The following is a 13,940-nucleotide window of genomic DNA, read 5'->3' on the forward strand; positions in this document are numbered from 1 at the left end:
GCCTTGCTCGCCCATCGCGTCATGCGCCTCCCCTTTCCCCCCCTCCTGCCCAGATCCGCTGCGCGCGATGGGTCGAGCAGCTTGGCCCGGCGGCGGCACCGCGCGGTTCTTCGTCGTCTCTCCGCATCTCGACGATGCCGTGTTCAGTTGCGGCATGCTGCTCGCAAGTTGTCCCGGCTCGATCGTCTGCACGGTCTTTTGCGGCGACCCCGTCCCGCCGCAAAAAACGGAGTGGGATCGCCGCGCGGGACATCGCGATTCGCACGATGCCTTGCGCGCACGCGTCGAGGAGGACGAGCACGCGCTCGGCGTCGTCAGCGCGCGTGCAGTCCGGCTGCCGTTCCTCGATAGTCAATATGGCAGTACCCCGTCGCTCGACGCTCTCGTGCAAGCGTTGACGCAGGCGTGGCGGCAGACCGGATCGGCGCGCTTGGTCGCCCCGCTGGGGCTCTATCACTCGGACCATGTGTTGGTTGGCGATGCCTGCCGCGCGCTCGTGCGCGCGCACCGCCCGTGCGACCCGGTCTTCTATGAGGATGCGCTCTATCGAACGATTCCCGGCGCGGCTAGCGGGCGATATGAGGCTCTGGCATGCGACGGCTTCGTCTTCGCGCCGCTCGATGCGTCAATGGCCGGCCAACTGCGCCGCCCAGGCGCGGCCAACGCGAAATGGCGAGCCGTCCACGCCTATCGAAGCCAACTGCGCGCACTCGACGACGCGCATCCGCACGATCTCGTCGAGCCCGAACGCTATGTCCGCTTCAATCCGCTTCCGCCGAAGGCACCTTCATAGGCGTGTTCCGCTCGCTCCGAGCTTGGGCCGCGCGCACCCGTTCGCGCATGCTGAGCACCCGCTCCCCGACGATGCGCCGACGACGAAGCGCCCACGCGATCCCGGCCACAAGCGAGGGCGCATCCCGCAAAAGCGATCCTTCCCGAAGATAAACGCCCAACGCGCGGGCCGATGCCGCCCATGCCTCGGTGAGCGGCAGCCGCAGCCAGGCGACGAGCGCCGCGTTGCGCGCGAGCATGCGCCGGCGCAGGCGCGCATCGCGTGCGGGGGACGGATGGTGCATCACCGCCAACGCGTCGCAATAGACGATCGCATAGCCGCGATCGAGCACGTCGAGCGAGACGAGCGACTCCTCGCCGCCGATGAACAGGCGTGGTTCGTAGCCGCCCACCTCGCGAAACACCGAAGCGCGGAATACGCACGCGCCCGCCATGTAGCCGATCAGCGACGGTCCCGGCAGCGCATCGCGCGGGAGCGGACTCGCCTGCATCAGTAGACAAGTCGGATCGAGCCGCCCTTCGTCGCCGACCCGCACGCGGCCCGACAACACCGCCACCCGCGGTGCGGCGTCGAGGACACGCACCGCGTGCGCGAGCGAACCGGGCGACCAATGCGTGTCGTCGTCGCTGAACGCGACATAGTCCGTCGTCGCCGCGGCCACGCCGTGATTGCGCCCCGCCGCGCCGAGATTCTTCCCGCAGCCGATGATCCGTACCCGCACTAAATGCGCGAAGCGCGAGCGCAGCGCTTGCAGCGTGCCGTCACTCGAGCCGTTGTCGACCACGATCACAGCCGGACGCTCGGGCAAGGCGAGCAGGCGTTCGACCGTCGCCGTCACCTCGCGGACGCGGTTGTGCGTCAACACCACTACCGATATGCGCGTGTCCATGTCGTCATGAGGCCCCTGTGGGCGCTCCACGTTCTTCGACCCTTTCGCGCTTCAGCAAGAAATCGTCCCCGAGTTTCGAAGCGACGACAGCGACGGCAGCGACGGCAGCGACGGCAGCGAAAAACGTTCGCGCCGATGCAGTGCGCTTATTACATCGATTCTGTAACGGCGGCATCGCTTTCACACCGTCGAGTAAAGATCGCAGAACCGTCTCGGGGCGTCGCAACGCTTGTGCACGTTTGACCGGTGGCATGAAAACGATGGGCACACCCTGTGCTCGATAGGACACCAGCACTTGGGCAAAGGCGCATCCGTAGGCCGATCGCGCTCGCCGGCGCGGCACTCCAATACAAAGGACTACTCATGAAGATCGCACTCGTCAGTGAACACGCGTCGCCCCTCGCCATCGCGGGCGGCGTCGACAGCGGCGGACAGAACATCTATGTCGCTCACGTCGCGCGGCAGCTTCACCGGGCCGGGCATCAAGTCGACGTGTTCACGCGACGCGATCGCGCATTGCTGCCGGCGGTGTCGGATATGGATGGTGTCCGCGTCGTCCACGTCCCGGCCGGTCCGCCGACGCAAATGTCCAAGGAGGATCTGCTGCCGTTCATGCCCGAATTCGCCGACTTTCTCGTCGGCTTCTGCCGGCGCGAGCGGATACCCTACGACGTCATGCACGCGAACTTCTTCATGTCCGGGATGGCCGCCCTCAAAGTCAAGGCGGCGCTCGGCATTCCGCTCGTCACGACGTTTCATGCGCTCGGCAAAGTGAGGCGAATTCACCAGGGCGCCGACGACGGGTTCCCCGACGCGCGCTTCGCGATCGAGGACGAGCTCGTGCGCCGATCCGACGCCATCATCGCCGAATGCCCGCAGGATGCGCAGGACTTGCGCGAGCATTACGATTCCGATCCTTCACGCGTCGAGATCGTTCCATGCGGGTTCGACCCGGCCGAATTCGGTCCGATGGACCGCGCCGCCGCCCGCCGCGCGCTCGGATGGCCGAGCGATCGGTTCGCGGTGCTGCAGCTCGGGCGGCTCGTGCCGCGCAAAGGCATCGACACCGTGGTGCGCGCACTCGCGAAACTGCGAATGGTGGCCGGCATCGATGCGCACCTGTATGTCGTGGGCGGGAACGCCGAGATGCCGAACGAGATCGCGACACCGGAGATCGCGCGCCTACGCGGCATCGCGGCCGGCTGCGGCGCCGCGGAGCACGTCACGTTCGTCGGGCGCCGCGGCCGCTCGCAGTTACGCGAGTTCTACGCCGCGGCCGACGTCTTCGTCACCACGCCCTGGTACGAGCCGTTCGGGATCACGCCGATCGAGGCCATGGCGTGTGCCCGTCCCGTGATCGGGGCCGACGTGGGCGGGATTCGCTATACGGTCGTCGACGGCGAGACGGGATTTCTCGTGCCGCCGCGCGACCCCGATACATTGGCCGAACGCTTGTCGCGCCTCGCTCGGAATCCGGCCCTCGGCGAGCGCATGGGGCAAGCGGGGTTGGAACGCGTTCACGCGAGCTTCACCTGGGCCCGCGTGGCCCGCATGCTCGAGGAAGTCTATCGGCGCGTGGCGCAAGCGCCGGCCGACGACGACTATCTCGTCGGAGAGCGAACGAGCCGCAGGCAACGCGCCGGTAGCGCGCATGCCGCGGTAGGCCGCGCTTGAAGCCCGCGTGCAAGCCCGCGTCGAAGCAGCGCCCGATTCGCGCCCGTCCTCCCCTTCCGGTGCCCGCGCCATGACCCACGCCGCCGTGCTGTTCGACAAGGACGGGACGTTGCTCGACGACGTCCCCTACAACGTCGATCCCGCGCTCATGCGCTTTGCGCCCGGCGCGGCAGACGCGCTCGCCATTCTCGCCGCGCACGGGTTCCGCTTGTTCGTCGTGAGCAACCAGAGCGGCGTCGCGTTGGGCCGCTTCTCCTATGACGCACTGGCGGGGATGGAGGCGCACCTGCGGTGCATGTTCGAAGCGTGCGGCGTGACGCTAGACGGCGCCTACTGGTGCCCGCATCACCCGGACGGCGTCGACGCGCGCTATGCCTACCGCTGCGAGTGCCGCAAGCCTGCGCCCGGTCTGCTGTTGCGGGCGGCGCACGAGCACGCGATCGATTTGGCGGCGAGCTGGTTCGTCGGCGACATTCTCGACGACGTGGAGGCCGGCACGCGGGCGGGGTGCCGCACGGTGCTGATCGACAACGGCAACGAGACGCGCTGGGAGCCGGGGCCTTTCCGCATCCCGACGTTGCGCGAACCCGATCTGCTGCGTGCGGCACTCGCCATCATCCGCGAACACGATGCGGGCGTCTTACCGCGCGGGCCCGTCGCGCAGACACCGCGGGCCAACGACGCAGCGCTGGGCGCGAGCGGCCCGGCCGCCGCCGCGGCGAGCGGCAAGACGCACGCCGAGACCATCCATGGGAGCACGGGATGAGCGCGTTGCCGTTTCCGATCCTGCCCGTTTCCGCTCAGGCGCGCGAACGAGCGACGTCCGCGTCCCATTGGGGCGAAGACGTCAAGCGGATACTCTGCGTGAGGCTTGACCGCCTGGGCGACATCCTGATGACGACGCCCGCCATCCATGCGCTGCGCACGTCGTCGCCCGGCCGGCACATTACGCTGCTGACGTCGAGCGTCGGCGCCCAAGCGGCGCCATTCCTCGGCGACGTCGACGACGTCATCGCCTACGACGCCCCTTGGCACGGACTCGCTCCGAACCCCGACCGGGCCGTCGACCTCGCGATGCAACGCACGCTCGAGGCGCGGCGATTCGATGCGGCGGCGATCTTCACCGTCTACAGCCAAAGCGCGCTGCCGGCGGCGATGCTCTGCTATCTCGCGGGAATTCCCCGGCGGCTCGCGCATTGCCGCGAAAATCCCTATGCACTGCTGACCGATTGGGTCAGCGAAACCGAGCCGCAGAACGGCGTTCGACATGAAGTGGAGCGTCAATTGGCGCTCGTCGCCAGGGTCGGCGCGGTGTCGTCCGATACGCGCATGCGCTTCGAGGTGAGCGCGCACGCGCGACGAGCGCTCGATGCACGCCTGGCCGCGCGCGGCATCCCCGCGAATGGCCCGTGGTTCGTGATTCATCCGGGCGCCAGTGCGGCGTCACGCCGGTATCCCGCGGAGCGTTTCGGCGAAGCGGCGGCACATCTCGTGCGCGCCACGTCGTGGCCGATCCTGCTGACGGGGACCGCCGGCGAGGCGCCGCTGATCGATGAGGTGATCGATGCCGCCGGATCGCCTGCACGCGCATATCTTCATGATTTCTCAGGAGAACTAAGCATTGCGGAATTTGCCGCGCTGATCGAACGCACCGCCGTGCTCGTGACGAACAACAGCGGTCCCGTCCATCTTGCATCCGCGTTGGCCACGCCTGTTGTCGATCTCTACGCGCTGACGAACCCGCAGCATACGCCGTGGAAAACCGAGCAGCGCGTGCTGTTCCGCGACGTCGAATGCCGCTGGTGCTACCGCGGCGTATGTCCGCAGGAGCATCACGCCTGCTTGCTCGGCGTGCCGGCCGTCGAGGTCGCTGCTGCCGCGCTCGAGCTCGCTGCCTCCAACGCTCCCGCCGCCGTCGATACGGCCGTCGACACCGACGCCGCCTCGGCCGGCGCGCCGATCTCTTCCTGACCGTCGCCGGAATACCGCCATGTACACACTCGGAATCAACGCCGTTTACCACGACAGCGCCGCGGCACTCGTGAAGGACGGCTTCGTCGTCGCCGCCGCGGAAGACGAACGCTTCACGCACGTCAAGCATGCCAAGCGGCCCGTGCCGTTCTCGACTTGGCAGATGCCGTTCGATGCGATCGACTATTGTTTGAAGGAAGCCGGAATCACGCTCGCCGATGTCGATCACGTCGCCTATTCGTACAATCCCGCCCTGCTGCCGTCGATGCCCGACCCGGCCCATGGCCCCGCAACGATCGCGCTGCCGCTCGAGCCCAGCCTGCAACCGACGGCGAATCCGACGCAATCGCCTTGGGACCCGCTGTTCCTTTCGTATATCGTCAATGCGCGCGCGCAATTGATCGACGGCGCGCCTCATCACCTCGCCAAGCGCTTTCGGGCACCGGACGGCAAGCACCACTTTGCCTGGCACTACGTGGAGCACCATCTGGCGCACGAAGCGAGCGCGTTTCTGGCCGCGCCGCTCGGCGACACGGCCGTGCTGACGATGGACGGGCGCGGCGAAGGCGTCACGACGAGCCTCGGCCAGTTCGTCGATGGGCAATACAAACGAATCAAGCAGGTGGAGCTGCCGCATTCGCTCGGCCTGCTTTACGAGGCCGTGACGAGCTGGCTCGGCTTCCTGCATTCTTCGGACGAGTACAAGGTCATGGCGCTCGCGGCGTTCGGGCAGCCCGTGCATGCCGACGTCTTCCGCGAGATCGTCCGCTACCGCGGCAACGGGAGTTACACGGTGGAAGAGCCACGGCTCGTCGAACGCTTCGGTTCGCCGCGCGAGCGCGGTGGCCCGCTCGAGCAGCGCCACTACGACATTGCGAGTTCGCTGCAAACCGTGCTCGAGGAAACCGTGCTCGAACTCGCGCGCTGGCTCCACGAACGCACGGGCTTGCCCCGGCTGTGCATGGCCGGAGGCGTTGCACTGAACTGCGTCATGAACGCGCGCGTGCGCGACGAGGGACCGTTCGACGATGTCTGGGTGCAGCCCGGGGCCGGCGATGCCGGCACCGCGCTCGGCGCAGCGCTTTGGATCGACTGGCGCGAGCGCGGCCTCACGGGAGACCGGTCGCGGCGCTGGACGATGGATCACGCCTACCTCGGGCCGTCCTACGCCGATGCGGAAATCGAAACGTTCTTGCGCTGGTCGAAGGTGCCGTTCAAACGGCTCGACGACGTCGCCGGTGCAACGGCCGATTTGCTCGCGGCCGGCAATGTCATCGGCTGGTATCAAGGACGCACCGAGTTCGGCCCGAGAGCGCTCGGCGCGCGCTCGATCCTAGCCTCGCCGATCGATCCCGGGATGCAAGCGAAGCTCAACGAGATCAAGGATCGCGAAGATTTTCGGCCTGTGGCGCCTGTCGTGATGGAAGAGTACGCGGACGCTTGGTTCGTGAACGGCCGCACGGCGCCCTTCATGCTGTTCATCTTCGATATCCGTCCCGAATTGGCGGACCGCATTCCGGCCGTCCGCCACGTGGACGGCACCGCGCGCGTGCAAACGATCAACCGCTCGCAGCACGCGCTCTATTACGACCTGCTCGCCGCCTTCTATGCGCGCACGGGCGTGCCGATCCTCGTGAATACGTCGTTCAACACGCGCGGAGAGCCGATGGTCAACTCGCCGCGCGATGCGCTCGAATCGTTCTGGACCTCCCCGCTCGACGCACTCGTGATCGGCCCATTCCTGATCACCAAGCAAGGAGCCGCAGCGTGAACGACCCCGCGCTCGCGCAAACGCAACGTCTGCGGGAACGGGCCTCCGAGCATGGTGCTCGAATCGGCCTGCGCCCAAGCGTTTCGGTGGTCGTGCCGACGTGGCGCCGGCCCGCGCTGCTCGAGCGGTGCCTCGAAGCGCTCGTGCGCCAGACGCTGTCGCCTTCGAAATACGAAATCGTCGTATGCGACGATGGCCCCGACGAGACGACGCGCACGCTCGTCGAACGCATCGCCGACGCGCACCGCGCGCGCGGATTGTGCGTTCGCTATCTGCCGATCACGGCTACGCAGGGGCCCGCGGGAGCGCGCAACGCCGGTTGGCGCGACGCGCGCGGCGAAATCATCGCGTTCACCGACGACGACACGATCCCCGATCCGCACTGGCTCGAAGCGGGCCTCTCGGCAATGGCCGGCGGTGCCTGCGCCGCCGCCGGCTCCATCGTCGTCCCGCTGCCCGAGCGTCCGACCGACTATGAGGCCGATGCGAGCGGTCTTGCTCGCGCGGAATTCGCCACGGCGAACGTGTTCGTCGACCGCAGCGCCCTGATCACCGTCGATGGCTTCGACGAGCGGTTCACATCGGCTTGGCGCGAAGATTCCGACTTGCAGTTTTCGTTGCTGGCCGCGGGCGGACGCATCGTCAAGGCATCGGAGGCGATCGTCGTGCATCCGGTGAGACCGGCACGCTGGGGCGTGAGCCTGTCGCAGCAGCGCAAGAGCGCTTTCGAGGCCCTGCTTTATCGCAAGCATCGCGAGTTCTATCGCCAACGCATCGCGCCGACTCCCCCGCTCGGCTACTACGCAACCATCATCGCCGCATTGACGGGCCTCGTCGCCGCGGCCTGTCAGGCGTGGCCGATCGCGGGCATCGCCGCATTGGTTTGGCTCGCGCTGACGCTGCGGTTCTTCGCATTGCGCATGCGCGGGCGCAGCCGAGCATGGGGGCACGTCGCCGAAATGGCAGTGACGTCCGCATTGATTCCATTCCTCTCGGTCTATTGGCGCCTTCGAGGCGCCTGCCGTTATCGAACATGGTTCCTCTGATGCGATTTTCTCCCGCCACGCCCAACTTCTCGCCGCCTCGGCGCGTCGCGATCTTTCGCGCGCTGCAACTCGGCGACATGCTCTGCTCCGTGCCGGCACTGCGCGCGTTGCGCGAGGCGTGGCCCGATGCGCACATCACTTTGATCGGACTGCCATGGGCGACGCGTTTCGTCGAGCGGTTCTCATCGCTGATCGACGAACTCGTCGTTTTCCCCGGCGCGAAAGGCTTTCCCGAGCAAGAGGAAACCGACGCCGGCCTGCCGCAGTTCTACGCCGCCATGCGCGCTCGCCGCTTCGATCTAGTTTTGCAGATGCATGGCAGCGGCGGCCCGGCCAACGAGATCGTCAAGCAATTCGGCGCACGATCCTACGCGGGATTCCATCAGCCGCAGGAGGCTCCCGAGCCGGGCTTCATCGCGTGGCCCGACGAGCTTCCGGAGCCGCGCCGCTATCTCGCGCTCGTTTGCGCGCTCGGTATCGACGCGCGCGACGACTCCCTATGGTTCCCGCTTTCGCTGCACGATCGTTGCGAGTACGAAGCGCTCGAAGCGCGACATGGCATCGAGCCCGAACGGTTGATCCTGCTGCATCCGGGCGCGCAATTGCCGTCCCGGCGCTGGCCGCCCGCCCGCTTCGCGGAAGTGGCCGACGATCTTTCCGCGCGCGGCTGGCAAATCGCCATCACCGGCACCGCGAACGAGGCGGCGATCACGGCCTCTGTGCTCGGGGCGATGACCGCGCCCGCACTGCATCTGACAGGCACAACGACGCTCGGTGGGCTGGCGGCACTCGTGGCACGCGCGCGGCTCGTCGTCTGCAACGACACGGGCATCTCTCACGTCGCCGCGGCGATGCGCACGCCCAGCACCGTCATCGCGTCCGGCAGCGATACGCGCCGCTGGGCCCCGCTCGATCGCTCCCGCCATCGCGTGCTGGCCGACTATCCGCCCTGCCGCCCCTGCGCGTACCGCGATTGCCCGTTCGGTCATCCTTGCGCGCTCAACGTGAGCGTCGAGAACGTCGTCGAAGCAGCGCTCGAGCAGCTCTCGCATCGGGCGCGCGCCCATCCCGCGGGCGCCGGCGTGCTGCACGCGCGCGCCCATCACCGTGAACGCGAGGAGCCTCGTCATGCGACATAACAAGCGTCTGCGTGTGCTGACCTGGCACGTGCACGGCAACTATCTGTACTACCTCACGCAGGCTCACCATGACTTTTGGCTCGTGACGCGCCCGGGGCATCCGCCCGGATACGCGGGCCGCAGCGGGGTGCTGCCGTGGGGCGACAACGTCCATGAAGTCGACGCGGCCGTCGTGGCCCAGCGCGAGTTCGACGTCGTTCTCTATCAGCACCGCGAGCAGTGGGAAAACGATCGATTGATGGTGCTGTCGGAAGCGCAGCGGAAGTTGCCGGCGATCTATCTGGAACACGACCCGCCCCAGAACAACCCGTTCGCGGAGCGGCATTGGGTGCAAGATCCGGCCACGCTGCTCGTGCACGTCACGCATTTCAATCGCTTGATGTGGGACAACGGCGCCGTGCCGACGCGCGTGATCGAGCACGGCGTGCTCGTGCCCGACGGCGTGCGCTACACGGGCGAATTCGAACGAGGCATCGTCGTCATCAACAACCTCGCGACGCGCGGCCGCCGGCTCGGCTCGGACATCTACGCGTCGGTATCGGGGCGCATCCCGCTCGATCTCGTCGGCATGAATGCGCAGCAAGCCGGGGGGTTCGGGGAGATCGGCAATCTCGATCTCGCTGCGTTCTCGGCGCGTTATCGGTTCTTCTTCAATCCCATCCGCTGGACGAGCCTTGGTCTCGCCATCGTCGAGGCAATGACGATCGGCATGCCGATCGTGGGCCTGGCCACCACCGAGCTTCCCACGGTCATCGTCAATGGCGAAAACGGCTACGTCGCCACCGACGTCGACATGTTGATCGAGCAGATGCGCTCACTGCTGGCCGATCCCGCGCATGCGCGCCAGCTCGGCGAGGGTGCACGCCGCACGGCGCTCGAACGGTTCGGCATCGAGCGCTTCAAGCGCGACTGGGACAACCTGCTGAGCGAGGTCGCGTCGTGACGGCAAGTGCGTGCGGCGATTCGCTTATCTCTGACGAAAATAGGAGCCCCCGACGATGAAAGAACTCGATCGAAAGCGGATACTCGTAACAGGCGGTGCGGGCTTTCTAGGCTCGCATCTGTGCGAGCGGCTCGTCGATGCGGGCCACGACGTCTTGTGCGTCGATAATTTCTTCACGGGCACGCGCGAGAACGTCGCGCATCTGCTCGGCCGCAGCAATTTCGAGTTGATGCGGCACGACGTCACGTTTCCGCTCTACGTCGAAGTGGACGAAATCTACAACCTGGCCTGCCCTGCCTCCCCGATCCACTATCAATATGACCCGGTGCGCACGACGAAGACGAGCGTGCACGGCGCCATCAACATGCTCGGGCTGGCCAAGCGTGTGCGCGCAAAGATATTCCAGGCGTCGACGAGCGAAGTCTATGGCGATGCGCGCGTTCATCCGCAAAAGGAGGATTACTGGGGGCACGTCAATCCGATCGGCCCGCGCTCGTGCTACGACGAAGGCAAACGCTGCGCCGAAACGCTGTTCGTCGATTATCGGCGCCAGTACGGCATGGAGGTGCGCATCGCACGCATCTTCAACACTTACGGGCCGCGCATGCACCCGGCCGACGGCCGCGTCGTGTCGAACTTCATGGTGCAGGCTCTCGCGGGAGAACCGTTGACCGTTTATGGCGACGGCACGCAAACGCGCTCGCTCTGCTATGTCGATGACATGATCGATGCCTTCATTCGCTTGATGGACGCGCCAGACGGTAGCTGCGACCCCGTCAATCTCGGCAATCCGCACGAAATCACGATGCTCGAGCTGGCCGAGCACGTGCGGCATGCAGCCCGATCCGACAGCGAGATCGTCTTTCGTCCGTTGCCGATCGACGATCCTTGGCATCGCCAGCCCGATATTTCGACAGCGCGGTCGCTGCTCGATTGGACGCCCTCGACGGCACTCGATGAAGGCTTGCGCGCGACCGCCGAGCACTTTCGCGCGCTGCTCGCCGCCCGGCCCGAGGCGGGCCGAGCTTCAGCGGCGGGCGTTTCCCGCCGCTGAAGAACGAAGACGCAACGGCCCCGGGCGCTCGCTATGCATGGACGGCGAGCCGCCGTATCTCACCGGCCAGCGCGTCGATCGGCACCGGTTTGACGAAATGGGCGACGAAGCCCGCGCTGGCGGTCCGCTCGCGCACGGCCGGATCGCTGTGGCCGGTCAAGGCGATCGCCGGCGGCGAGACGCCTGCCTTTTTGCGCGCCATCTCGCGAATTTTCGCCAGTACCTCGCACCCGTCCTCGTCGCCGAGCGAAACGTCGCACACCACGATTGCCGGCCAGTTCGACGGCGTGGCCTCCCGCAGCCGCCTCAATGCGTCGTCGCCCGAGCCGGCCAGCGCAACGTGAGCACCGTTCGCGGCCAGCGCGGCTTCGAGGGCGTCGCGAGCCTCCTCGTCGTCGTCGATCGCCAGCACGTTGATGCCATCGAGCCTCGACGCGCCGTGGCCGATCGGCGCCACCACCCCATCCGCGCCGACGACAGGCAGCAACGGCAGACAGGCGACGTAAGCCACATGCCCGTCGATCGCCATCGGCCGGAACATCCCGCCCGCCTCGCCCAAGATCCGCTCCGCCTCGGCCGCTTGCTCGTCGGACAGCGGAGCGGGCTGGGCATGAGCACCGACCACGGCGAGCCGGGCCGTGTTGGTCTCGCGCTGCGCATGCAACTCGACGCGCTCGCCCGGCGACGCATGCGCGATCTCGTTGGCGCACAGCATGGCGACGACGCGCTGAATCTGCTCGGTCTCGCCCGTCACGGGCAGGTCGGGGTCCATGACGCGCAATCCGAAATCGACGCCTTGCTGCGTCGCTTCGGTGGTCACGCGCGCCGCGATCTCCGCCGCGAGGTCGCCCACGCGCATCGGCTGCGCCGCCAGCTTGCGCTGCGTGTGCTCGAGCTCGCCCTGCTCGAGTTGCAACGCCCACATGCGCGCGTAGACCCCGCCGTGACGCGCCAGCAGCTCGTCGTGCCGGCCTTGCTCGACGATGCGCCCGTGCTCCATGACTAGAATGCGATCGGCGTCGACGATCGTGGACAATCGATGCGCGATCACGACCGATGTGCGCCCCTGCGCCAAGCGCCGAAACTCGTTCTGGATCGCCCGCTCGGAGCGCGTGTCGAGCGCGGACGTCGCCTCATCGAACACGATGATCGGAGGATCTTTCAAAAAGGCGCGCGCAATGGCGATCCGCTGCCGCTCCCCTCCCGACAGGCGCACGCCGCGCTCGCCTACGCGCGTGTCGTAATGATCGGGTAGACGCTCGATGAACTCGTCGAGCTGCGCGGCGCGCACGATATCGGCGCGCGTCGCGTTCGGGTGCCCATAGCCGATGTTGTAGGCAATCGTATCGTTGAAGAGCACCGTATCTTGCGGCACGATGCCGATCGCTCGGCGCAGGGAATGACGAGTGATCCGCTGCAAATCTTGCCCGTCGATCGTCACCTTGCCGCGTGTCGGCGCGTAGAGACGAAACAGGAGCCGCACGAGCGTCGACTTGCCGGAGCCGCTGCCGCCGACGACGGCCAGCGTGCCGCCCGCGCTCGCCCGAAAGTCGACGCCGTGCAAGATTTGACGCGCCGGGTCGTAGCCGAAATCGACCAGCTCGAAGGCGATTTCCCCCGCCGTCACGATGAGCGGCCTCGCACCCGGCTCGTCGCGATCTTCGTCGGCGGCGGCGTCGCTGCCTTCCAGGCTGTCCGCCGCCAGCACGACGAACATCCGCTCGACGTTCACGAGCGCGTCGTTCGTTTCGCGAAACACGAATCCGAGCGTATTGAGCGGCATGCACACCTGAACGATGTACGCGTTCACGAGCACGAGGTCGCCAAGCGTCATGCGGCCGGCGGCTACGTACTGCACGGCAAGCAGCATCATCACGGCGATGCCCGCGCACACGATGGCGCTTTGCCCCAGATGCAGCGCCGTGAGCGCGCGCTGATTGGCGAGCCGCGCGACGATCCATTTCGACAGCACGGTGCGATAGCGCGCGGTTTCCAATTCCTCGGCGGCAAAGTATTTCACCGTGTCGTAGTTGAGCATGCTGTCGACGAGCCGGCTGTCGGATGCGGCCTCCAAGCGATTGACCTCGCGCTGCACGCGCATGCGCCGCCGCGTGAAGATCACGGTATAGGCCGCATAGCCCACGAGCGTTGCCGCGATGATCCAACTGAACGTCACGTTGTAATTACCGGCGATGATGCCGATGACGGTCCCGATCTCGATGAACGCAGGCAAGATCGTGAAGAGGCCGACGCCGAGCAGGTAGCCGACGCCATCCGTGCCCTTCTGCACGTCGCGCACGATCGAGCCTGTTTCGCGCTGGGAGTGGTAACGCGCGCCGAGCCGATGCAAGCGCGCAAACGTGCGCTCGGCGAGGCCCGCTACCGTGTGCTGGGTGACGGTGCTGAAGACGACGTCGCGCGCCTCGCCGAGCGCATCGCCGATGAAACGCAACAGCGCGTAAGCCAACACCAGGAAGACGGGGAACAGTGCCAGGGCCGTGCGATGCCCGAGATCGTCGATGATTTCCCGCAGCACGAGCGGCACGGACACGCCGGCCAGCTTGGCCGCAATCATCAGCGCGCAGGCCCCGAACGTCTGCCTGCGATAACGCCACATCGCTTGCCAGACGTCGGCCGCGATGCGCCCTTTTACCCTTGCT

11 protein-coding genes are annotated in these 13,940 nt (G+C 66.9%); 9 read left to right on the forward strand and 2 right to left on the reverse strand.

The window, feature by feature from the left end:
- The first annotated feature begins 67 nt into the window (after positions 1-67).
- On the forward strand, positions 68-793 hold the full coding sequence (locus tag ACTHNZ_RS16030) for a PIG-L deacetylase family protein (RefSeq protein WP_440543512.1): 726 nt from the start codon (positions 68-70) through the stop codon (positions 791-793).
- On the opposite strand, the gene ACTHNZ_RS16035 is transcribed toward ACTHNZ_RS16030, so the two are convergent.
- The gene (locus ACTHNZ_RS16035; RefSeq protein WP_440543513.1) at positions 762-1,682 is read right to left on the reverse strand and encodes a glycosyltransferase family 2 protein; all 921 of its coding nucleotides are present in this window, start codon (positions 1,680-1,682) and stop codon (positions 762-764) included. The genes ACTHNZ_RS16030 and ACTHNZ_RS16035 overlap by 32 nt on opposite strands.
- Positions 1,683-2,045: 363 nt before the next feature.
- Between ACTHNZ_RS16035 and ACTHNZ_RS16040 the strand changes: the two genes are divergently transcribed.
- The 8 genes from ACTHNZ_RS16040 (at position 2,046) to ACTHNZ_RS16075 (ending at position 11,280) form a co-directional block, all read left to right on the forward strand.
- Positions 2,046-3,356: a glycosyltransferase family 4 protein gene (locus ACTHNZ_RS16040; protein WP_440543514.1), complete on the forward strand. Its 1,311-nt coding sequence runs from the start codon at positions 2,046-2,048 to the stop codon at positions 3,354-3,356.
- A gap of 70 nt (positions 3,357-3,426) precedes the next feature.
- Entirely contained in the window at positions 3,427-4,122 is a 696-nt protein-coding gene (locus tag ACTHNZ_RS16045) for a D-glycero-alpha-D-manno-heptose-1,7-bisphosphate 7-phosphatase (RefSeq protein ID WP_440543515.1), read from the forward strand.
- Complete coding sequence (locus tag ACTHNZ_RS16050) at positions 4,119-5,327, forward strand: glycosyltransferase family 9 protein (RefSeq protein WP_440543516.1); 1,209 nt, start codon at positions 4,119-4,121, stop codon at positions 5,325-5,327. Before ACTHNZ_RS16045 ends, ACTHNZ_RS16050 begins: the two co-directional genes overlap by 4 nt.
- A 19-nt stretch (positions 5,328-5,346) precedes the next feature.
- Complete coding sequence (locus tag ACTHNZ_RS16055; RefSeq protein WP_440543517.1) at positions 5,347-7,098, forward strand: carbamoyltransferase family protein; 1,752 nt, start codon at positions 5,347-5,349, stop codon at positions 7,096-7,098.
- 29 nt (positions 7,099-7,127) lie between these two features.
- Positions 7,128-8,144: a glycosyltransferase gene (locus ACTHNZ_RS16060; RefSeq protein WP_440543581.1), complete on the forward strand. Its 1,017-nt coding sequence runs from the start codon at positions 7,128-7,130 to the stop codon at positions 8,142-8,144.
- Positions 8,144-9,283, forward strand: coding sequence for a glycosyltransferase family 9 protein (locus ACTHNZ_RS16065; RefSeq protein ID WP_440543518.1), 1,140 nt, complete (start codon positions 8,144-8,146; stop codon positions 9,281-9,283). Before ACTHNZ_RS16060 ends, ACTHNZ_RS16065 begins: the two co-directional genes overlap by 1 nt.
- Entirely contained in the window at positions 9,273-10,226 is a 954-nt protein-coding gene (locus ACTHNZ_RS16070; protein ID WP_440543519.1) for a glycosyltransferase, read from the forward strand. The genes ACTHNZ_RS16065 and ACTHNZ_RS16070 overlap by 11 nt, the downstream gene beginning before the upstream one ends.
- Before the next feature lie 55 nt (positions 10,227-10,281).
- Positions 10,282-11,280, forward strand: a complete 999-nt coding sequence (locus ACTHNZ_RS16075; protein WP_440543520.1) for a UDP-glucuronic acid decarboxylase family protein — start codon at positions 10,282-10,284, stop codon at positions 11,278-11,280.
- Positions 11,281-11,311: 31 nt separating this feature from the next.
- Here the strand turns inward: ACTHNZ_RS16075 and ACTHNZ_RS16080 are convergent, their stop codons facing one another.
- A complete protein-coding gene (locus ACTHNZ_RS16080) occupies positions 11,312-13,897 on the reverse strand; it encodes an ATP-binding cassette domain-containing protein (RefSeq protein WP_440543582.1) in 2,586 nt (861 codons plus the stop codon).
- Between the last annotated feature and the right edge of the window lie 43 nt (positions 13,898-13,940).

Source organism: Trinickia sp., assembly GCF_051953955.1.
In the GTDB taxonomy this organism is placed as follows: domain Bacteria; phylum Pseudomonadota; class Gammaproteobacteria; order Burkholderiales; family Burkholderiaceae; genus Trinickia.

What these genes read in the sequence shown, in the direction of transcription:
- ACTHNZ_RS16030 (WP_440543512.1), top strand. Translation starts at nt 68, where the DNA reads ATGGGTCGAGCAGCTTGGCCCGGCGGCGGCACCGCGCGGTTCTTCGTC.
- ACTHNZ_RS16035 (WP_440543513.1), bottom strand. Translation starts at nt 1,682, where the DNA reads ATGGACACGCGCATATCGGTAGTGGTGTTGACGCACAACCGCGTCCGC.
- ACTHNZ_RS16040 (WP_440543514.1), top strand. Translation starts at nt 2,046, where the DNA reads ATGAAGATCGCACTCGTCAGTGAACACGCGTCGCCCCTCGCCATCGCG.
- ACTHNZ_RS16045 (WP_440543515.1), top strand. Translation starts at nt 3,427, where the DNA reads ATGACCCACGCCGCCGTGCTGTTCGACAAGGACGGGACGTTGCTCGAC.
- ACTHNZ_RS16050 (WP_440543516.1), top strand. Translation starts at nt 4,119, where the DNA reads ATGAGCGCGTTGCCGTTTCCGATCCTGCCCGTTTCCGCTCAGGCGCGC.
- ACTHNZ_RS16055 (WP_440543517.1), top strand. Translation starts at nt 5,347, where the DNA reads ATGTACACACTCGGAATCAACGCCGTTTACCACGACAGCGCCGCGGCA.
- ACTHNZ_RS16065 (WP_440543518.1), top strand. Translation starts at nt 8,144, where the DNA reads ATGCGATTTTCTCCCGCCACGCCCAACTTCTCGCCGCCTCGGCGCGTC.
- ACTHNZ_RS16070 (WP_440543519.1), top strand. Translation starts at nt 9,273, where the DNA reads ATGCGACATAACAAGCGTCTGCGTGTGCTGACCTGGCACGTGCACGGC.
- ACTHNZ_RS16075 (WP_440543520.1), top strand. Translation starts at nt 10,282, where the DNA reads ATGAAAGAACTCGATCGAAAGCGGATACTCGTAACAGGCGGTGCGGGC.
- ACTHNZ_RS16080 (WP_440543582.1), bottom strand. Translation starts at nt 13,897, where the DNA reads ATGTGGCGTTATCGCAGGCAGACGTTCGGGGCCTGCGCGCTGATGATT.